Annotated in this window: 15 protein-coding genes and 1 pseudogene; 11 read left to right on the forward strand and 5 right to left on the reverse strand. The window is 55.0% G+C overall.

Annotated features, from left to right (window positions below; all coding sequences use genetic code 11):
- The first annotated feature begins 13 nt into the window (after positions 1–13).
- A complete protein-coding gene (locus tag NQH49_RS09260; RefSeq protein WP_256696404.1) occupies positions 14–2,407 on the forward strand; it encodes a glycoside hydrolase family 31 protein in 2,394 nt (797 codons plus the stop codon).
- Positions 2,408–2,499: 92 nt separating this feature from the next.
- Here the strand turns inward: NQH49_RS09260 and NQH49_RS09265 are convergent, their stop codons facing one another.
- Together NQH49_RS09265 and NQH49_RS09270 are read right to left on the reverse strand one after the other, a co-directional pair.
- Positions 2,500–2,661, reverse strand: a complete 162-nt coding sequence (locus tag NQH49_RS09265) for an NUDIX hydrolase (protein ID WP_256696405.1) — start codon at positions 2,659–2,661, stop codon at positions 2,500–2,502.
- 14 nt (positions 2,662–2,675) lie between these two features.
- Entirely contained in the window at positions 2,676–3,551 is an 876-nt protein-coding gene (locus NQH49_RS09270) for a LysR family transcriptional regulator (RefSeq protein ID WP_256696406.1), read from the reverse strand.
- A 103-nt stretch (positions 3,552–3,654) separates the two neighbouring features.
- Between NQH49_RS09270 and NQH49_RS09275 the strand changes: the two genes are divergently transcribed.
- Positions 3,655–4,749, forward strand: a complete 1,095-nt coding sequence (locus NQH49_RS09275; protein WP_256696407.1) for an oxidoreductase — start codon at positions 3,655–3,657, stop codon at positions 4,747–4,749.
- A 43-nt stretch (positions 4,750–4,792) separates the two neighbouring features.
- On the opposite strand, the gene NQH49_RS09280 is transcribed toward NQH49_RS09275, so the two are convergent.
- Positions 4,793–5,695 (reverse strand): ParB/Srx family N-terminal domain-containing protein, encoded by a 903-nt coding sequence (locus tag NQH49_RS09280; RefSeq protein WP_256696408.1) that lies wholly within the window; start codon positions 5,693–5,695, stop codon positions 4,793–4,795.
- Positions 5,696–5,827: 132 nt separating this feature from the next.
- Here NQH49_RS09280 and NQH49_RS09285 point away from each other — a divergent pair, with 132 nt between their 5' ends.
- A complete protein-coding gene (locus NQH49_RS09285) occupies positions 5,828–6,460 on the forward strand; it encodes a DapH/DapD/GlmU-related protein (protein ID WP_256696409.1) in 633 nt (210 codons plus the stop codon).
- 83 nt (positions 6,461–6,543) lie between these two features.
- Here NQH49_RS09285 and NQH49_RS09290 read toward each other — a convergent pair whose 3' ends face one another.
- The gene (locus tag NQH49_RS09290; RefSeq protein ID WP_256698407.1) at positions 6,544–7,509 is read right to left on the reverse strand and encodes a GT-D fold domain-containing glycosyltransferase; all 966 of its coding nucleotides are present in this window, start codon (positions 7,507–7,509) and stop codon (positions 6,544–6,546) included.
- A 635-nt stretch (positions 7,510–8,144) separates the two neighbouring features.
- Here NQH49_RS09290 and NQH49_RS09295 point away from each other — a divergent pair.
- From NQH49_RS09295 to NQH49_RS09320, 6 genes and pseudogenes are all read left to right on the forward strand, one after another.
- Entirely contained in the window at positions 8,145–10,505 is a 2,361-nt protein-coding gene (locus tag NQH49_RS09295) for a membrane-bound PQQ-dependent dehydrogenase, glucose/quinate/shikimate family (RefSeq protein ID WP_256696410.1), read from the forward strand.
- 98 nt (positions 10,506–10,603) lie between these two features.
- Positions 10,604–11,245, forward strand: coding sequence for a glutamate racemase (locus NQH49_RS09300; RefSeq protein ID WP_256696411.1), 642 nt, complete (start codon positions 10,604–10,606; stop codon positions 11,243–11,245).
- A 276-nt stretch (positions 11,246–11,521) separates the two neighbouring features.
- Positions 11,522–12,664: an efflux RND transporter periplasmic adaptor subunit gene (locus NQH49_RS09305; RefSeq protein ID WP_256696412.1), complete on the forward strand. Its 1,143-nt coding sequence runs from the start codon at positions 11,522–11,524 to the stop codon at positions 12,662–12,664.
- A gap of 2 nt (positions 12,665–12,666) precedes the next feature.
- A pseudogene (locus tag NQH49_RS09310) lies at positions 12,667–15,823 on the forward strand (efflux RND transporter permease subunit).
- Position 15,824: 1 nt separating this feature from the next.
- Entirely contained in the window at positions 15,825–17,258 is a 1,434-nt protein-coding gene (locus NQH49_RS09315) for an efflux transporter outer membrane subunit (protein WP_256696414.1), read from the forward strand.
- Between the two features lie 124 nt (positions 17,259–17,382).
- Positions 17,383–18,033, forward strand: coding sequence for a TetR/AcrR family transcriptional regulator (locus NQH49_RS09320; RefSeq protein ID WP_256696415.1), 651 nt, complete (start codon positions 17,383–17,385; stop codon positions 18,031–18,033).
- Between the two features lie 2 nt (positions 18,034–18,035).
- Here NQH49_RS09320 and NQH49_RS09325 read toward each other — a convergent pair whose 3' ends face one another.
- Positions 18,036–18,599, reverse strand: a complete 564-nt coding sequence (locus NQH49_RS09325; RefSeq protein WP_256696416.1) for a TetR/AcrR family transcriptional regulator — start codon at positions 18,597–18,599, stop codon at positions 18,036–18,038.
- Positions 18,600–18,805: 206 nt separating this feature from the next.
- Here NQH49_RS09325 and NQH49_RS09330 point away from each other — a divergent pair, with 206 nt between their 5' ends.
- Positions 18,806–19,495, forward strand: a complete 690-nt coding sequence (locus NQH49_RS09330) for a pirin family protein (protein WP_256696417.1) — start codon at positions 18,806–18,808, stop codon at positions 19,493–19,495.
- Positions 19,496–19,541: 46 nt separating this feature from the next.
- On the forward strand, positions 19,542–20,258 hold the full coding sequence (locus NQH49_RS09335) for a GntR family transcriptional regulator (protein ID WP_256696418.1): 717 nt from the start codon (positions 19,542–19,544) through the stop codon (positions 20,256–20,258).
- Position 20,259 lies beyond the last annotated feature (1 nt).

Consider the following 20,259-nt stretch of genomic DNA (forward strand, 5'->3'; position numbering starts at 1 on the left):
AGAGTAGATAACGATGAAAACGTTAAAAAATTGGTCTTTAGCCGGATCCGATGCGCACCACGTGGCGTTAACCGTCGACGGCAAACACAGGCTGTGTCTGTATGTGCTGGAAACGGGCATGTTCCGCGTGGTGATTAAACGTCAGGGCGCGTATAGCCTTGACCGCACCTGGAGCATCGCGCCTGAAAGCGATGTGCCGTGGGAAGGGCGTCAGCGCGACAGCCTGGCCGGCTTCGCCTTGCCATCGTTCACGCTGGAAGAAGAGGGCGACACGCTGGTGGTCGCCACCGATAAGCTGCGGGTGATCGTCCATCAACCGCTGGCGCTGGAGTGGCAATATTGCGACAGCCACGGCGCATGGCAACTGCTGACCTGCGACCGTCCAACCAGTGCTTATCAAATCAACGCGCACGGTGACGGCGTGGCGCACTATCAGTGCCGCATGAACGACGATCGTTATTACGGCCTCGGCGAGAAAAGCGGTGATTTGCAGCGTAACGGCCAGCGCTATGAGATGCGTAACCTTGATGCGATGGGCTACAACGCGGCCGCGACCGATCCGCTGTATAAGCATGTGCCGTTTACCATCACGCGCCGCACCGACGTCAGCTTTGGTCTCTATTACGATAATCTCAGCAGCAGCTGGTTTGATTTGGGTAATGAGCTCGATAACTATCACAAGCCGTATCGCCGCTGGCAGGCCGAAAGCGGTGATATCGACTATTACCTGTTTGTTGGCGACAAGGTGCTGGATATCACCAAAGCCTTTGTGCGTCTGACCGGTAAAACGCTGTTCGGCCCGAAATGGAGCCTTGGCTACAGCGGTTCAACCATGCATTACACCGATGCGCCGGACGCACAAAATCAGCTGATGAACTTTATCCGCCTGTGTGAAGAACACGATATTCCGTGCGATTCGTTCCAGCTTTCGTCCGGTTACACCTCGATTAACAACAAGCGCTACGTGTTCAACTGGAACCACGACAAAGTGCCGCAGCCGGAAGTGATGAGCCAGGCGTTTCACGACGCGGGTTTGCGCCTTGCCGCTAATATCAAACCGTGCCTGTTGCAGGATCATCCGCGTTACAACGAAGTGGCGGAACAAGGGCTGTTTATCCGCGATTCGGAAGAGGATGCGCCTGAGCGTTCGGTGTTCTGGGATGACGAAGGTTCACATCTGGATTTCACCCATCCGCAAGCCGTCGCCTGGTGGCAGGAAAACGTCACCAAACAGCTGCTGGAAAAGGGCATCGATTCCACCTGGAACGATAACAACGAATATGAAGTGTGGGATGGCGAAGCGCGCTGCCACGGTTTCGGTACGCCAATTGCCATCAAACACATTCGCCCGGTGATGCCGCTGCTGATGATGCGCGCCTCCATGGAAGCGCAGCAGCGTTTCGCGCCGGATAAACGTCCGTTCCTGATTTCCCGTTCGGGCTGCGCCGGGATGCAGCGCTATGTGCAAACCTGGAGCGGCGATAACCGCACCAACTGGACCACGCTGCGTTACAACATCCGCATGGGATTGGGCATGAGCCTGTCCGGGTTGTACAACGTGGGACATGATGTGGGTGGCTTCTCCGGTGATAAACCAGATGCAGAACTGTTTGTGCGCTGGGTACAGAATGGCGTGATGCATCCGCGTTTCACCATCCACTCATGGAATGACGATCACACCGTCAATGAACCCTGGATGTATCCGGCGGCTACGCCTGCGATCCGCGCCGCGATTGAACTGCGTTATCGTCTGCTGCCTTATCTCTATACGCTGCTGTGGCAGGCGCATGCTGACGATGAACCGATGCTGCGTCCGACTTTCCTCGATCATGAACAGGATGCGCAGACGTTCGCCGAGTGCGATGAGTTTATGCTGGGCCGCGATCTGCTGGTGGCGAGCGTGGTCGAGCCCGGTCAGCGCGAACGTCGTTTGTGGCTGCCTGACAACCAAACCGGCTGGTATGACTTTGCCAGCCAGCAATGGTACAGCGGCGGTCAATGGATCACGCTGGCAGCACCGCTGGAAACCCAGCCGATGCTGGTGCGCGCCGGGGCGGGCTTACCACTCAGCGAGCGCCTGCGTCATGTTGATGCTAAAACCGACGATCGCCGCACTTTGCAGCTGTTCCCGCTGAAAGGCAAAGGCGTCAGCCACGGTGTGCTGTTTGAGGATGATGGCGAAAGCTGGGGTTATCAGCAGGGCAATGCGCTATGGCTCAACTGGGAAATGCGCAGCGATGCGGAGGCAATCCACCTCAACTTCCAGCGCAAAGGCAGCTTCCAGCCGGCCTGGCAAACGCTGAACGTGATGTTGCCGCCGGGTGAACAGCGCCAGCTGTTTATTGATGGCGTAGCGGTGGATAAGGCGCAGGCAGAAGCGGTGTTAGCGGATATTGCTGCGGCGTAATCTTTGTTATGGGTCGCCCTGAATGGCGGCCCTACATCAATATTGTATTCGTAGGATGCGCATCAATGCGCACCTGGAATAAAGCCAATAGGTCAGTCAATTAACTCTTTCGCCCGCGCCAATAGAAACGCGGTAACCGTTGTCGCGTCGCTGATCTTTCTTGCCAGAATCAGTTCAAGAAACGCATCGATTTTAATTTTCTTCGCGGTTAGTCCCACCTCTTCCGCATCCAGATTTTGCCCCTGATTCGCCATTCACATTTTCTGAATTAACGTGCCATCGCCTGTTTTAGGGCGTTTAGAAAAACCGTGACGCGCGTTGGCAGATGCCGTGCGGTGGGAAACAGCGCCCAGACGCCGAGCAGCTGCGGTTGCGCATCTCGCAAGCCAATCTCAATCAGTTCACCGGCCGCCAATTCCTGCTGCACATCCCAGGCAGAGAGCTGGGCGATGCCGCTGCCCGCCACACACAAGGTACGTACACCTTCCACATTGCTGCCGCTGAAACGGCCTTCAACGCTGACACTGGAAATATGATCGTCGACCATAAAACTCCATTGCGGCACGCCGGATAAACGCAGGCAGTTATGCTGATGCAAATCGGCCAGCAGTTGTGGAGTGCCGAAGCGCGCTAAGTAGTCTGGAGAAGCACAGAGCACGCGCGGATTATCCGCCAGCCGCTGCGCCACTAAACGCGAATCCCGCAGCGGGGCGATGCGAATGGCGACATCGTAGCCGAGCCCAACAATATCGGTGACGTTATCGCTGAGTTGAAAATCGATCTTTAGTTCGGGATTCTCCGCCATCAGCGCGGGCAGCAACGGAATAATGGTGCGGCGGCCAAAGCCAGAAGGCGCGGTGATGCGCAGCTGGCCGGTTGCGCCTTGTTTATCCGGCGAGAACAGATTACGCGCGCTCTGTTCGGTTTCCATTAGGGTTTTGGCGTAGGGCAAAAACTCTTCACCTTCATCCGTCAGCGCGATGGCGCGTGTGGTGCGATGCAGCAGGCGCACGCCGAGATCTTCCTCCAGCGAGGCGAGTCGGCGCGATACTGTCATCGGCGTGGTGTTCAGTCGCCGCGCGGCCTGTGTCAGGCTGCGCGTCTGGGTGACCATCAGGAATACTTCAACATCCTTAGAGTTCATTGTAACGATTTCCGTTATACAGACGTATCATCATCGGCCATTTTTGTCCCTGTGGCGACCTAATATACTGCGCTCTGTAGATAATCCGCATTCAGAGAACAATATGAGTGATAAACATCTTTTTCAGAGCGGGACACTGAACCGGCTGGCGCTGAAAAATCGCATCATGGTGGCGCCCATGACGCGCATCTCCGCCAGCGTCGACGGCATACCGGGCGAGCGTATGCAGCACTATTATCAGCGCTTCGTGCGCGGCGGCTTTAGCGCCATCATTACCGAAGGCCTTTATATCGATGAAGCCTGGTCGCAAACCTATGCTTTTCAGGCCGGGCTGGTTAACGCCAAACAGAGCGCTGGCTGGCGCGCAATCACCGATCGCATACATCAGCGCGGCGGCAAAATCATTGCGCAATTGATGCATGCCGGGGCGATATCGCAGGGCAACATTTATCGTTCAGACACGCTCGCGCCCTCAGCGATCCAGCCGCGCGGAGAACAGCTCGGTTTCTATCACGGTCATGGCGCCTATCCGCTGCCGCGTGAAATGGATGAAGAGCAGATCCAGCAGGTGATCGACAGCTTTGCGCATACGGCGGCGCGGGCAATTGGCGAAGCGGGTTTTGATGGCATCGAAATTCATGGCGCAAACGGCTATCTGCTTGACCAGTTCTTCACCGATTACACCAATCAGCGCAGCGATCGCTGGGGCGGCGATATCGTGGCACGTTTATCTCTGACGCTGGCGGTGATCGCCGCAGTGCGCCAGCGCGTAGGGCATGATGTTACGCTGGGAATTCGCCTCTCGCAGGGCAAAGTGAATGATTTCCAGCACAAATGGCGTGAAGGCGAAGCGGGCGCGCGTCAGGTTTTCGCCGCGATCGCTCAGGCCGGCGTGGATTATCTGCATCTGACAGAATATGACGCGCTGCAACCGGCGTTTGCCGATTCGCCGCTGTCGCTTGTACAAATTGCGCGTCAGGCGGCACCGAATTTGCCGATTATCGCCAATGGTGCGTTAAGTGATGCCAGCACGGCGGCGCAGGCGCTGGAGCAGGGCGCGGATTATGTGTCGATTGGCAAAAGCGCACTGGCGAATCCCGACTGGCCGATGCGGATTCGTGATGCTGTGGAGCTGCGCGTCTTTGATAAAAATCTGCTAGCGCCGTCTGCGGATGTGAAAAACTGCGAGTTGGTTTGAGCATAATCGCGTGAATCGGTCGCCATTTATGGCGACCATTCGGTTATTGTGCAAAGGCCCACGTCAATTTGCCGTCATCGGAGACCAGCTTTTCCAGCTTCTTCAAGTTCACTTTCTTGCGTGCGCCTAGTCGATCCGCCGTCAGCGGGCCGCTATCGCTGTGCGCAATCACCGTGTCTTTCGGCACGCTGGTCATCTTCTCAGCGATGGTTTCGATCGCTTTGGCGTAACCACTGCGGTTATTGAGGTCAAAGTTCTTCAGCGGGAGCTGCGTTTCCAGCCATTTGCCCCAATAGAATTCGAGGAACGGCGGCGGGTTCTGCTCTTTATCAAAACCAATGTCGCGCACGAAATAGACCAGCGAGCGATATTCATCATTCTGCATATGCTGGCGGCCCAGTTCTTTCGGCAGCGCATCCGGTTGGATTTTGCCTGATGGCGTGTCCAGCCACACCAGATGTGCCGCTTCCATTTTTTGCCAGAAGGCGGACATGGTTTTCAGTCTGCGGAAGTCATTAGTAATGCGTACCTGCACCGGTGTGTTAAGACCGGCGATATCAGCGAAATTACTGAAAGTATGATGACCATCGGTGAGGTAAAGCACGTTATCCGGTGCAATCACCGCCGTTTTCATCGGGCCAGGTTCGCTGCCGACCGGCGCTTTACAGCGGAAGCTGCTGGGCTGCGAGAGACGTGATTGACTATCAAATTTATCGACGCCTTTCTGCCCCATGCTTTCGCAATAATCATCAAACAGTTTTTTCGGTTCGGCTTCATAACGATGCTGTTTGTAATCCAGCTGACGATAGCCAATCGCGGCCTGCGTCGGATGAAGCTGCGCTAACTGCACTTGCACAATATCACCGGCTTTGATGTCGGCGGGCAGCGCGGCGGATGCCTGTCCGGCTGACCACAACAGCGCCAGTATTGACCACGGTGTTCTCATTCCCTTTCCTCCAATCGCCCATAGCAGATGCGCACAATAGCATTTCTGTCATCTTGTCGCTGTAGCGTGATGGCTCGCGGTTGCCCAGTTGCAACCGGTTATCCAGACATCTGACCACACGGAGCTTTGATTATGGCACTCGCTGCTGTGCAACCGGCAAAACTGCAACACACCGTTATCGATCCCAGCGTGCGTATGCGCGAAACCCAAATTGGCGCGCAATGTGAAGTGCTGGCCGAAACCTATATCGAATACAGCGAACTCGGCGATTTCTCCTATCTCGGTGAGCACTGCTGTGTCGCCGATGCGCAGATTGGACGCTTTACCGCCATTGCCAATCATGTGCGGATTGGCGCGCCCAATCATCCGATGGATCGCGTTTCGCAGCACCGTTTCACCTACTGCCCGGAATACTACGATGGGCAGGCGGAGCGCGATAATGGCTTCTTTGCCGAGCGACGCGCCGATCGTGTGATTATTGGTAATGACGTGTGGATTGGGCATGGCGTGATCGTGCTGCCGGGTGTCACGGTGGGGGATGGCGCGGTGCTGGCGGCCGGTGCGGTGGTGACGAAAGATGTACCGCCTTACACCATTGTCGGTGGCGTGCCAGCCAAAGTGATCCGTGCGCGTTTCGCTGCGGATATTGCCGCGCAACTGCAGGCAATTGCCTGGTGGAACTGGCCGCTGGAGAAATTGATGACGAATCTGACGGATTTCCAATCATCCGATCTCCGCGCCTTCTGCCAGCGACACGGCAGCTAAGCGCGCTGTAAGCCCCCCTTGTTGACGCAGCTATCGCAAGCAATCTCAAAACACCCTGTTTTTGCGATTGCTTGCGATGTGGATTAGACCGGCGGATGCACTACCATTGCCGACAGCACCGCTTCCTGTTGCAGTCCGACATGCAGCAAAATCTGCTGGCGATAATGCTCATCGGCGTCACGCGCATCGTCGATGAGCAACACGCCCACTTCATTGACGTTCTTGCCAGCCACCTGCACCTTGTCACGCGCGGCACTGCGCATCCATTCGTACTCGATATCAATGTGGCCGGTATCAATACAGCGAATGCCATGCTGGCTGAGATCGTAAGCCAGCACCGTTGCGGTGGGGCCGAGCGACATCAGCACCATATCGTAATCGCGTGCGTGCGCCAGGACGGCGCTGTAGAGATCGTTGTAGACCGAGAAGGCATTGCGATTGAGCGTGGTGATGCGCTTAATCTCCCGCGCGCCATCAAGCAGATCGTTACCGATGCCGAGACGCGTGCCGCTGCCTTCGACAATTAATATCTTTTTGTCGCTGAACAGTTGCCGGAATTTATTAAAAACGCGAGCAGCCTGCTGCTTATCCTTATAGTCATGATAGGGACGCGTAACAGAGGTATTACCGTAGCGATAATCTTTCTTTAATAACGCTTCATAATGGCGGAAATAGAACGCTTTATGAAAAAACCAGAATAGGGCCGAACCAAAACGCATATTTGAGGTGCCGCGAAAGGCATCCGGCATACATAATAAGCAGGGATTCTTCGGCTGGCTTCCGCGACGTAATATCTCTTTAAGGCGAATAGAGAGACGTTCATCGAAAGATTGAAAACCGATATTCTTGAACAAGGTCATTTCCAGTTCGCCATCGCCATAGCGGCTTACGGAGAGCTTGTCGTTGTTGAGCAGCAGGTCAATGGTTTGCTCAGGCGACATCACCGGATATTGCCGGGCACGCGCATTGGCAACGGGAAATTTAAAAGCAGCGTGTGTGAGTTTAAAAGGAAAACGTAATTTACGATAAAAGAAATCTGCGCTAATCATCATAACCTTCTTTTTATGGCGGACTTGCCGCAGAGCAGTTATGTGATTTATATCACGCTCAATCGAGGATAACAGGCTGAGGAAACTCTCAAAAATATATTTAGGTATAATCGCTAATCAATTTAAAAATTCTTAAATAAAGACTGCGGAAATGAAAGTGTAATAAAAATGCGCTTATCCGCGCTGCTGCGAAAATCGTTGCCAGGAATAATCGCAGCGGTACTTTTATGATCTATTAAGTTATTTCAATTAATGTCTAACTGTGAAAACGATTTTCCGGTTTTACTAAGCCTAAACGATCGCGCAGCGTGCCCGTCTGATAGCCGCTGCAGAAGACGCCTGTGTTCTTCTAACGTAGAAGTCACAAAAACGCGCAGCATGACCATATTCTGTTATCAAAAAATGCGAATTTTCCTCACTAATGATTAATTCTCTCAACGAAAATGAAACGTGATTTCAGTCACACATTGAACGAGGCGCTAGCTGGCAGCCATTAGCCAAACTACATTCATTAGCGGAGCTAACGACACACCTCGCAACGGGTTTTTACTAAACGGTAACGTACGTTAAAGTTCTGTTGATTTTATGTGGGGTTATTTTTGAGGTTTTTCGATGAAAATGGTTGAGGGATTAGCATGGTTAACAAACTAACCAGTATCGTGCTCGCGATTCTGGCGATTGCCTTGCTGTACATGGGCGGCAAGCTGTTAATGCTGGGCGGCAGCGCCTTCTATGCGCTGATGGCGGTGGGCTTACTCATTACCGCAATTTTATTGTTCCGCAACCAGCGCAGCGCGCTGGCGCTGTATGCGGTGCTGATGTGGATTACGCTCGCCTGGATTATCTGGGAAGTGGGCTTTGATAAATGGCAGTGGATCCCACGCGGTGACCTGTTCGGCGTCATTGGCCTTTGGCTGGCGATGCCGTGGGTGGTGAAACCGCTGTATCGCGGCGAACGCCGTTTCCACGGCTTCCTCGGCGGCACCGTGATTATCATGATTGTGGTGGTGATTGGTCTGTGCTTCTACGATCCGATTCCGCAGCAAGGCACCATCAGCAATGCCCGCGAACAGAACAGCGAGCAGGGCGCCGCTAACGACTGGACCGCGTACGGTGGTTCGTCTGACGGCCTGCGTTTCTCATCGCTGAATCAGATCAGCAAAGAGAACGTCAAAAACCTCGAAGTTGCCTGGACATATCACACTGGCGATCTGCGTCAGGATGCGGATGCCAGCGAATACACCTTCGAAGCCACGCCGCTGAAAGCCAACGGCATGCTGTACTTCTGTACGCCGCATAATGAAGTGCACGCGCTTGATCCGGAAACCGGCGCGGTGAAGTGGAAATTCACGCCGAACAAAGATCGCTCTTACCTGCAGCAGCATCAGACCTGTCGCGGCGTAAGCTACTACCAAGAAACCCCGGTTGCCGCGCAGGATAGCGCAGCGAATCCGGCTATCTGCCGTAAGCGTATCTTTAACGCCACCACCGATGCGCAGCTGATTGCGCTGGATGCCGATACCGGTAAACCGTGTGCTGATTTCGGTCAGAACGGTGTGGTTGACCTGCACGCCAACATGGGTGAAGTGCGTCCCCATGCGCTGATGCAAACCGCAGCACCGCTGGTCGCGGGCAAGCTGGTGATCGTTGGCGGTTCCGTGATGGATAACGGCTTCAACAGCGGCAACCCGTCAGGCGTGATTCGTGCGTACGACGTGCAAAGCGGTCGTCTGGTGTGGAACTTTGATCCGGCCAACCCGCAAAACACCGCACCCATCGCTGCCGGTCAAAACTACCCGCAGGACACGCCAGTAGCGTGGGGCACGCTGAGTGCTGACCTGAAAAACGGTTTAGTCTATGTGCCGTTTGGTAACGCTTCACCGGATGAAGTGGGCATTGAGCGCGATCCGAACAGCAACACCGAGAAGTTCCGCGATGCGCTGGTGGCGCTGGATTTGCAAACCGGTGCGTTCAAATGGCGCTATCAGAGTTCCAACCACGATCTGTGGGACCGCGATAATCCGTCACAGCCTTCGCTGGTGGACATCGATTATCAGGGCCAGAAGCAGCCTGTGGTGATCCTGCCGACCAAAACCGGCAACCTGTTTGTGCTGAACCGTCTTACTGGCCAGCCGGTGTATCCGGTAAACCAGGTGAAGGTCTCCACTGAAGGTGGCGTCGCGGGTGAGAAATTTGCCGCGACCCAGCCGGTTTCCAGCCTGAACTTCATCCCGCAGCCGTTGACTGAGAAGGCAATGTGGGGCATCACGCCGTTTGACCAGATGTCATGCCGCATGGATTTCCGTAGCCTGCGCTATGATGGCAATCCGTGGACGCCAGCGACCGAAGCCGGTTCACTGATCTTCCCTGGCAATATTGGTGTGTTCAACTGGGGTTCTGTTGCCGTCGATCCGCAGCGTCAAATGCTGATTGCCGCGCCAGTGCGTCTGGCTTACAAGTACAACCTGATCAAACGCAGCGAGCAGACCGCCACCGAGCGCCTGTTCACCAAAGATGGCACGCCATACTGGAACGAAAACTTCCACGGTGATTACGCGATTCATATCCAGCAGTTGGCCTCTGGCCTGGGTATTCCGTGCGTTGCGCCACCTTGGGGCCGCATGGTGGGCGTGGATCTGAAGACCGGTAAAACCGAATGGCTGCGTCGCGTGGGTGTGACCAAAAACCTGAAGACCAGCTTCCTGCCTGGCCGCTTCCCAATCGGTTTCCCGATGGGCATGGTGGCGCACGGTGGTCCATTGCTGACCGCAGGTGATTTGGTGTTCCACGGTGCAACGGCGGATAACTTCTTCCGTGCCTACGACAGCACCACCGGCGAACTGCTGTGGCAAACCGAGCTGAGTGCCGGTGCGCAAGCCACGCCGTCGACCTTTATGGGCAAAGACGGTAAGCAGTACGTGGTGATTGCAGCAGGCGGTCACGGTTCACTCGGCACCCAGGCGGGTGACAGCGTGGTGGCATTCCGTTTGAAGTAATCGCAACAAAATAGAACAAGGCGCCCGTTGTGGCGCCTTTTTTGTTTTCATCGGGTTATATTGAGCCTCTGTGCGAGACGCCACTGATAAGGAATTGTATGACCATCGCCTGCCTGCATACCGCCGCCAGCAATATCGCTATTTTCGATGAGGCCGCACAATCATTGGGCATGAGCCACGGCTCACTGAGTCATATTGTGATGCCACATTTGCTGGCGGAAGCGGAGCTGACCGGTGGCATGACTGCGCCGCAGCAGCACAAGCTGGAACAGTTGTTACACAGCCTGACGCCGTGGTTCGACGCGGTTCTGATTACCTGCTCGACGCTGGGGCCGGTTGCTGATGGTTTTCATGCTGAAGGGCATGATTGTCCGGTGTATCGCACCGATCGCATGCTGGCCGATGCGGTGCACCGTTTGCCGGGAAAATCGCTGGTGCTGTGTGCGGCAGAATCCACGCTGGCGGCGACGCGCGCGCTGTTTTGCCCGGCGACGCTGCCAGTCGAACAGCATCCTGACGTGCAGCTGATTCCTGGCGCCTGGGCAGCGTTTAAAGCGGGCCAGCAGGAGGCGTATCTGCAGATGATTGCGCAAGCGGTGACCGACGGGAAACAGCAGGGCGCGAATCACGTGGCGCTGGCCCAGGTTTCTATGGCGGCAGCGACCAGGCTGTTTAGCGCCGATAGTCAGCCATTAACCAGCCCGCAACTTGCGTTGAAGGTGGTACGTAATATTTCGTAGGGTGCGCATTCATGCGCACCTGGCTGGAGGTCGCCATAAATGGCGACCCTACAACTGGCCTGTAAATAATAATCATTTGCATTAATATTTATTACTCATTATCTTTAGCAACACTTTGTAACCTATCGCGATTTAACCACTATGAATCCTCAATCAAAGAGGACGCTTTTCTGCTGCCGCTTTTCAGGATCGCTCTTTTCATTTTCCTGACATACGCCCACATCTGCGATTTGGTAGACTTAAATCTGAGAATGAACGTTCACTACAGGATTATTCATGAAGAATTTTCAGCGCACGGCCATCGCCGGGCTGGTGTTATTGCTCGCCGCCTGTGACCAGAACAGCGCCCCGCCAGCGGGCGAGATGACCACCGAAGTCGGCGTGAACACGCTGCATACCGAGCCGGTGACGCTCGATAGCCAGCTCACCGGACGTGTGGTGGGCAGCATGGTGTCGGAAGTGCGTCCGCAGGTGGACGGCATCATCCAGAAGCGCCTGTTTACCGAAGGCGATGAAGTCAAAGCCGGCCAGGTGCTGTATCAAATCGATGCGGCTAGCTATCAGGCCAGTTACGACCAGGCCGTTGCGCAGTTGAAAAATGCGCAGGCGTTAGTCAAAAGCAGCCAGTTAAAATCTGCGCGTTACAGCGCGCTGGTGAAAGAGAATGGCGTGTCGCGTCAGGATGCCGACGATGCGCTGGCAACCTATCAACAGAACGTAGCGTCGGTCGATCAATATCGTGCCGCCGTCGAAAGCGCCCGCATCAACCTCAACTACACGCAAATCAAAGCGCCGATTTCTGGCCGCATCGGCATCTCATCTGTTACGCCGGGCGCGCTGGTGACGTCCGCGCAAACCACCGCGCTGGCGACCATTCGCGCGCTTGATCCCATCTATGTCGATCTCACCCAATCCAGCGTGCAATTGCTGAAACTAAAGCGTCAGCAGGCTTCTCTCCAGCAGAGCAGCGATGTGGTGCCGGTGACGGTAAAACTGGAAGACGGCAGCAACTATGATCATCCTGGCAAGCTGGAGCTGACTGAAGTGGCAGTTGATGAAGCCACCGGAACCGTTACGCTGCGCGCGATTTTCCCCAATCCGCAGCATGAGTTGTTGCCGGGCATGTATGTGCGTGCCAACGTCACCAACGGGGTTAAAAACGATGCGATTCTGGCCCCGCAGCAGGGCATCACGCGCGATGCCAAAGGCAACGCCACGGCGCTGGTGGTGGATAAAGAGAACAAAGTGCAGAGCCGGGAAGTGGTGACCGATCGGGTTATCGGCAACACCTGGCTGGTGACCAGCGGTTTGAACAGCGGCGACAAGCTGATTGTTGAAGGCACCGCCAAAGTACAGGCCGGAATGACGGTGAAAGCGGTTGAAGTGACGCCGAACACCGCCAGCAGCGGAGGCCAATAATTATGTTGGCTCAGTTCTTTATCCGCCGCCCGGTATTCGCGTGGGTGATCGCCATCTGCATCATGATGTTCGGCGTGCTCAGCATTAAAAGTCTGCCGATTGCGCAGTATCCCGACGTCGCGCCGCCGCAGATCAGTATTCAGGCCACTTACACCGGCGCGTCGGCGGAAACGCTGGAAAGCAGCGTCACGCAGGTGATCGAGCAGCAGCTCACCGGCCTCGACGGCTTGCTCTATTTCGATTCCACCAGCACCGCCTCAACCGGCCAGGTGAAAATCAACGTCACCTTCCAGCAGGGCACCGATCCGGACATTGCGCAGGTGCAGGTGCAGAACAAAGTGCAGCAGGCCGAAAGCCGCTTGCCGACGTCCGTCACCACGCAAGGCGTGACGGTAGAGAAGGCGCAAAGCGACTTCCTGCTGATTCTGGCGCTGTACGATAAAACCAACCAAAGCACCTCGGCCGATGTGGCGGACTACATGGTCAGCAACATGGAAGACTCGCTGGCGCGCGTGCCGGGCGTCGGCAGCGTAGAGGTGTTTGGTGCCGAATACGCCATGCGCATCTGGCTCGATCCCGCCAAACTCGCCTCCTATTCGCTGATGCCGTCCGATGTCACAACCGCGCTGGAGAGCCAGAATACCCAGGTTTCATCGGGTCAGTTAGGCGCGCAACCGGCCAGCAAAGAGCAGCAACTGGTGGCGACCGTGCGCTCACGTTCGCGTCTGCAAACGCCGGAACAGTTCCGCAATATCGTGCTGAAAAGCCAAAGCGATGGCTCGGTGGTGCATCTTAGCGATGTGGCACGCGTAGAAATGGGTGATGAGGATTACAGCGCTAACGTGCTGGCCAACGGTCATCCGGCCTCAGGGATTGCGGTGCAGCTGGCGTCCGGTGCCAATGCGCTGTCAACCGCCGAACAGGTGAAAGCCACCATCGACGAGTTCCGCAGCAGCATGCCGGCGGGCTATGAAGTGGCGTATCCACTCGACAGCACCGACTTCGTGAAAATCTCGATCGAAGAGGTGGTTAAAACCCTGATTGAGGCGGTGATTCTGGTGGTGATCGTGATGTTTGTGTTCCTGCAGAACATCCGCACCACGCTGATTCCAGCGATTGCCGTGCCAGTGGTGTTGCTCGGAACCTTTGGCGTGCTGTCGCTGTTTGGCTACTCGATCAACACCTTAACCATGTTCGGCATGGTGCTCGCCATCGGGCTATTAGTGGACGATGCGATCGTGGTGGTGGAGAACGTCGAGCGCGTGATGCGCGAAGAGGGTTTACCGCCGCGTCAGGCCACCGAGAAATCGATGAAAGAGATCACTGGCGCGTTGATTGGTATCGCGCTGGTGCTGTCGGCGGTGTTCCTGCCGATGACCTTCTTCAGCGGCTCGACCGGCGTTATCTATCGTCAGTTCTCCATCACCATTGTCTCCTCAATGGTGCTGTCGGTGATTGTGGCGCTCACGCTGACGCCAGCGTTGTGCGCCACGCTGCTCAAACCGCATAACGAAGAAGGCGGCAAAAAGGGCTTCTTCGGCTGGTTTAATCGCAGCTACGCGCGCGTGCAGGCGCGTTATCACAACGGCGTCGGCCATGTGCTGCACAGTTCGGTGCGTTATCTACTGCTCTACGCGGTGCTGCTGATCGGTTGCGCGGTGCTGTATATGCGTTTGCCGACCGGCTTCCTGCCGACTGAGGATCAGGGCTATATCATGGTGCAATACCAGCTGGCACCGGGCGCGACGGAAAACCGCACCAGCGAGGTTCGTCGTCAGGTACAGGAATACTTTGCTACTAAAGAAAAAGACAACGTCAACGTCAGCATGCTGGTGAACGGCTTCAGCTTTGCCGGCAGCGGCCAGAACGCCGGGATTGGCTTTATCTCGCTGAAGAACTGGAGCGAGCGTAAAGGGACAGAAAACAGTGCCGATGCGATTGCCCGCGCGTGCGATGGCGAACCTGGCCAGCATTCGTGATGCGCAGATCTTCGTGCTGTCGCCGCCTTCGGTGTCCGGTTTAGGGCAGTCAGACGGATTCACCTTCGAACTGCAGGCGCGCGGCACCACCGGGCGCGACCAGCTACTGAAGATGCGCAATCAGCTGATTGCTGAAGCCAATCAGGATCCGCTGCTCAGCGCGGTGCGTGCCAACACCTTGCCGGATTTACCGCAGCTGCAGGTCAATATCGACGATGAAAAAGCGCAGTCGCTGGGCCTCACCATCAGCGACATCAACGACACGCTCAGTGCGGCGATTGGCGGCAGCTACATCAACGACTTCACCGATCGTGGCCGCGTGAAGAAGGTTTATATGCAAGGCGATCAGCAATTCCGCAGCAAGCCGGAAGATATCGATCACTGGTACGTGCGCGGCAGCGATAGTAACAGCAATACCACCATGGTGCCGTTTGCGTCGTTTGCCTCGTCAGAGTGGGCGTACGGCCCGGACGTGCTGTCACGCTATAACGGCCTGGCCTCCTACGAGATCGAAGGTTCGGCGGCGGCAGGCAAGAGTTCCGGGGATGCGATTAGCGCGATGGAAAAACTGGCGGCGAAGCTACCGGCGGGCACCACCTTTGCGTGGAGCGGTTTGTCCTATCAGGAAAAACTCTCCGGCAACCAGGCGATGTCGCTGTATGGCATCTCGCTGATTGTGGTGTTTCTGTGCCTGGCGGCGTTGTATGAAAGCTGGTCGGTGCCGTTCTCGGTGATGATGGTGGTGCCACTCGGCGTGATCGGCTCGTTGCTGGCGATCAGCCTGCGCGGACTGGAAAACGACGTCTATTTCCAGGTGGCGCTGTTAACCATCATTGGCTTGTCGGCGAAGAATGCGATTCTGATTGTTGAGTTTGCCGAAGACAATTACCGCAAAGGGGAAAACCTGGTGAAAGCGGCGACGCACGCGGCATCGATGCGCCTGCGTCCCATCATCATGACCTCGCTGGCATTTACCGCTGGCGTATTGCCGCTGGCGATTTCCACCGGCGCAGGCGCCAACAGCCGCATTGCGATTGGTACCGGCATCATTGGCGGAACCTTGACCGCCACATTGCTTGCGATCTTTTTTGTACCGCTGTTCTTTGTTCTGGTGCGTCGTGTCTTCCCGGCGATTCCGAATGACGATAATCATCAATCTGTGGCGAAGGCGGGGGAATAACATGTCGGCAAAACTCTTAATGGTGTTAGTTCCCGCGCTGCTGTCGGGTTGTGTCTCGCTCGATCCGCACTATCACCGCCCGCAAGGCGCGGTCAGCAGTCAGATGCCGAGCGGTGATGCCTATCGTTCACTGCAAGGCAGGCAGGCCAGCAACTACCGCGACCTGAGCTGGCAGGATTATGTGCTCGACGCCAAACTGCGTCAGGTGGTGGCGATGGCGCTGGATAGCAGCCGCGACTTGCGGGAAGCGGTAGCCAGCGTGAAGTCGGCGCATGCGCAATATGGCGAAGAGCGCGCCAATCTGTTCCCGACCATCAGCGCCGGCGTGAGCGGCACGCGTTCACGCGCGTTAACCGGCGAAGGCAATCAAACCGCCATCAGCAACAGCTATTCGGCGGAAGGCAGCGTCAGTGCGTTTGAACTCGATCTGTTCGGCAAAAACCAAAGCCTGACGCGCGAACAGTATGAAACCTACCTCGGCACGCTGCAGGGCGCTCGCAGTACGCGCTTGACGGTGTTGTACAACACGGTGGATTACTGGCTGCAACTCGCTGCCGATCGCAGCAATCTGGCGATTGCCAAAGAGACCGCCGAGAGCGCACGTCAATCGTGGCAGGTGACGCGTAAGCAGATGGAAAACGGCATCGCTTCGATGGTGGATGTCTCGTCTGCGGAAACTACCTACCAATCTGCGCAGGCCGATGTTGCCAGTTACACCACGCTGGTGGCGCAGGATAAAAATGCGCTGGATTTGGTGGTGGGCCGCAGCGTGCCGGATAATCTGCTGCCTGACAGCATTGAGTCGATCGGTAACGCACTGCGTGAGGTGCCTGCGGGTGTCTCATCGGATGCGTTGCTGAATCGCCCTGATGTGTTGCAAGCCGAGCACAATCTCAAGTCTGCCAACGCCAGTATTGGCGCGGCGCGTGCCAACTTCTTCCCGAGCATTACGCTGACGGGCAGCGGCGGCGTCGGCAGTGCCGATCTCTCGACGCTGTTTAAAAACGGGGCGGGCATTTGGTCGTTTGCGCCGAGCATTTCGCTGCCGATTTTTCAGGGCGGCTACAATGTTTCTTACCTGAAATACACCAAAGCACAGAAACAATATTACGTGGCGGCGTATGAGAAAGCGGTGCAAACCGCCTTCCAGGAAGTGGCGGATGCGCTGGCGCGTCGCGGCACCATCAACGATCAGCTCAGCAGTCAGCGGAGTAATGTGGCGGCATCGCAAACCTATTACCATCTGGCGGATCTGCGCTATCGCAACGGCGTTGATACCTATCTCAATGCCTTGACTGCGCAGCGCACGCTGTACAGCGCCCGCACCAGTCTGGTGAGTACGCAGCAAGCTTATTACCTGAATTTAATCACTTTCTATAAAGTGATGGGCGGCGGCACGGCGTTGAAAGAATCTGAAATAATGAGCACGCAATAATTGCGTAATGCTCGTCAGTTAATCGTCTTTCGGTCGCCATAAATGGCGACCCTACAAAGGATTGGCGCGCTTTTCGTAGGGTGCGCATTTATGCGCACCAACCGCAAATATTGGCAACATTGTCATGGTTTCTCACCGGATACGCATCGCGTATGATGACGCGATTAAAACGATAATTTTCTTCGGAGCCAATGTGAGTCACTCTGAACATGACGAATTCTTTTTGCAGCGTCAGCAGCAGATTATTAATGCGGCAAAAGTCTGTTTCAGTCGCTCCGGATTTCATGGCGCCAGCATGGCGGATATTAGCCGTGAATCTGCGTTAGGGGCAGGGCAAATATATCGTTACTTCAGCAGTAAAGAGCTTATTGTCACGGAAACAATCAAAAGCATCGCGCACAACTGGCGCCTGTTTTTAGTACAGCATTTATCCGCACAACAATCGACGCAGGATATTATCAACGCGGATTCGCCATTCTGGCAGCATTGGCCAAGTCAGGACCGGAAATTATTACTGGAAATGTATTCTGAGGCGTCGCGTAATGAGTCGGTGCGTACCGTTCTGGCCCAGCAAGAGCAATTATTACTCGCCGAATTAGAGGTGCGTTATGCCGCACAAACACCTGAAATCAACGCAACGCAACGTGCCAACCGCATTCAATTTTTATTGCTGCTGGTGGATGGCGTCGCCTGTCGCGCCTTTGGCGATAGCGACCTTGATCAACATGAAATGCAGCGCGTGAACGGCATTCTTAGCCAGCATCTATTCGGTTGAGATTAGGCAGCACTGTGCGGGTAGACGTCATTGACCACCGCATTGAAAAACGGCATAAAGCCTGGTGCGATATCGCGCTGCTTCATGCAGCGGCGAATAATGATGCCGTCAATAATCAGCGACATCACATATAAGCGGGTGTGAATAGCATTGGCGTCTTGTCCAGGATGCAGCGCCTGCTCCTGCGCAATGAAGTTATTTTTAAGTTGATGCCAGGCATCGAACATAATTTGCTGGATGCGATTATTCCGCGTGGCTTCAGACGACACTTCCATCAGCAAAATAATACTGTTTTCCACGGCCGCCGGCACAATATCTTCCGCTTCATGATAATGTCCCTGCATATGCGCGATACGTTCAAAGTCGGCATTCAGCAAGGTGATCATCCGCTGCACCACACTGGTGACTAATGCCTCAATGATCGCCTCTTTGTTTTTATAATATTTATAAATTAAACCGATGCTGACATCGGCCTGAGTAGCAATATTCTGAATCGACGTCTGGTGAAAACCTTTTTGCCGCATACACTGCTCGGCGGCTGCCAGGATCTGTTCGCTTCGGTTCATGATTATTACACTCGCAGAATAAAGCGGCTATTTTACGCAATTAAACTTGCGCTGGCGATGAATAAAAAACATTAACCTGCTCTTATTATTTCGGCACTTTATCGTCGTTCAGTTTTTTTGATTTAAGCGAGCAGTTTTGCCTGCTGTTCATGATTCTCCCGATCTCTATGATGGTGGACAGAGAAAAATCATAGAGGAGTTACACCATGAACATCCTGCGTGCCCAACGCGATCAGCTGTTTGAATACGGTCCGTTTAACATTCGGCGTCAGCGTCCCGGTGAAGCGTTTGGACCGCTGGAGATTATCGATCAAATGACGCTGCAGCTGGATGCCACCATTCCGCTGCATTCGCATCAGGACAGTGAGATTTTCAGCTACGTTTGGCGCGGTTCGCTGATGCACAGCACCGAGTTGGGAGAAACCCATTCCCTCAACGCCAAACGCGCGCTGCTGCTGAGTGCCGGCAGCGGGATACGCTTTGCCGAGTCTGCGCCTTTTATCGAAACCGAAATGCTGCAGGCCACCATTCGCCCAGCGCAAACCGGCGGTGAACCGCAGGTGAATACTTTTACCCGTGCGGAAGGTGCGCCAGTCAACGCATGGACGTTACTGGCAGGGCCGCACGGCAGCGAGGCGCCGCTGCCGCTCAATCAAACGATATACATTTATGACCTGAAACTGGAACGCGGCCAACAGGTTGATGTGCCACAGCGTACAGGCTTTTCCAGCTGGATTACCGTGCTGGACGGCATTGTGCGGATGGATAATGAACGGTTGCACAAGGGCGATTCAGTGAGCGATACCGCGCCATTACCCGCGTTGACGGGAGAACGGGATGCAACGCTGATCGCGTTTCTGGTGCAGGAAGGCGCACTTAACCCTTCCTCGCCATAACATCGTGTTATCATCTGCGGATACAACTCAGGAGCAGGCTAATCCCATGAAAAAGAAAGAGTTCGTTACCCAGGATTTGCTGAGCAAGATCTATCAGGAAGATACCTCCGCGCCACGTAAATTGCCGCCTGAACGCCAGCTGGCCGAAGAGTACGGCGTATCGCGTTTCACCATCCGGCAAGCACTGGAGAAGCTGGTCAGTATCGGAGCGGTGCGTATCGTGCAGGGATCGGGCATCTGGATTAACGAAACGGTGCGTAATAACCCGCTGGTGTATAATTCGATCACCGAAAAGCGCTTTGACCAAATGCATTACCGCTCAATCGGCCTGCGTAAAAGACGCCCCGACAGTGACGAGCAACAGATATTCGCCATTAACGACAATGCCTTTATCTGGGAGTTTTCCCGCCTGCGCTATGTCGATAATGTGGCGGTACAGATTGAAATATCGCGTATGCCAGCAACCTTATTTAGCGATCTCAACGGTGACATTATTGAGCGATCGATACAGCAATATGTGTTGTCCAAAGGCTATCAAATCTCACATTTACTCACCAGCTACCGCGCGATTAGCGTTAATCGCGAACAGGCGACGCTACTGGGTTGTAAAAAAGGCAGTCCGGCTATGCACATTATTAACCGTGGTATTTTACAAGGCGGGCAGGTGTATGAAATCAGCGACATCGTTGATATTAATTACACCTGCACCTATCTGATTCCGCATAACCCGGATAATCTGCGTTTCCGTCAGCAACAGCGCTAAA

It is taken from the genome of Pantoea trifolii (assembly GCF_024506435.1).
Taxonomy (GTDB): Bacteria; Pseudomonadota; Gammaproteobacteria; order Enterobacterales; family Enterobacteriaceae; genus Pantoea; species Pantoea trifolii.

What these genes read in the sequence shown, in the direction of transcription:
- NQH49_RS09260 (WP_256696404.1), top strand. Translation starts at nt 14, where the DNA reads ATGAAAACGTTAAAAAATTGGTCTTTAGCCGGATCCGATGCGCACCAC.
- NQH49_RS09265 (WP_256696405.1), bottom strand. Translation starts at nt 2,661, where the DNA reads ATGGCGAATCAGGGGCAAAATCTGGATGCGGAAGAGGTGGGACTAACC.
- NQH49_RS09270 (WP_256696406.1), bottom strand. Translation starts at nt 3,551, where the DNA reads ATGAACTCTAAGGATGTTGAAGTATTCCTGATGGTCACCCAGACGCGC.
- NQH49_RS09275 (WP_256696407.1), top strand. Translation starts at nt 3,655, where the DNA reads ATGAGTGATAAACATCTTTTTCAGAGCGGGACACTGAACCGGCTGGCG.
- NQH49_RS09280 (WP_256696408.1), bottom strand. Translation starts at nt 5,695, where the DNA reads ATGAGAACACCGTGGTCAATACTGGCGCTGTTGTGGTCAGCCGGACAG.
- NQH49_RS09285 (WP_256696409.1), top strand. Translation starts at nt 5,828, where the DNA reads ATGGCACTCGCTGCTGTGCAACCGGCAAAACTGCAACACACCGTTATC.
- NQH49_RS09290 (WP_256698407.1), bottom strand. Translation starts at nt 7,509, where the DNA reads ATGATTAGCGCAGATTTCTTTTATCGTAAATTACGTTTTCCTTTTAAA.
- NQH49_RS09295 (WP_256696410.1), top strand. Translation starts at nt 8,145, where the DNA reads ATGGTTAACAAACTAACCAGTATCGTGCTCGCGATTCTGGCGATTGCC.
- NQH49_RS09300 (WP_256696411.1), top strand. Translation starts at nt 10,604, where the DNA reads ATGACCATCGCCTGCCTGCATACCGCCGCCAGCAATATCGCTATTTTC.
- NQH49_RS09305 (WP_256696412.1), top strand. Translation starts at nt 11,522, where the DNA reads ATGAAGAATTTTCAGCGCACGGCCATCGCCGGGCTGGTGTTATTGCTC.
- NQH49_RS09315 (WP_256696414.1), top strand. Translation starts at nt 15,825, where the DNA reads ATGTCGGCAAAACTCTTAATGGTGTTAGTTCCCGCGCTGCTGTCGGGT.
- NQH49_RS09320 (WP_256696415.1), top strand. Translation starts at nt 17,383, where the DNA reads ATGGTTTCTCACCGGATACGCATCGCGTATGATGACGCGATTAAAACG.
- NQH49_RS09325 (WP_256696416.1), bottom strand. Translation starts at nt 18,599, where the DNA reads ATGAACCGAAGCGAACAGATCCTGGCAGCCGCCGAGCAGTGTATGCGG.
- NQH49_RS09330 (WP_256696417.1), top strand. Translation starts at nt 18,806, where the DNA reads ATGAACATCCTGCGTGCCCAACGCGATCAGCTGTTTGAATACGGTCCG.
- NQH49_RS09335 (WP_256696418.1), top strand. Translation starts at nt 19,542, where the DNA reads ATGAAAAAGAAAGAGTTCGTTACCCAGGATTTGCTGAGCAAGATCTAT.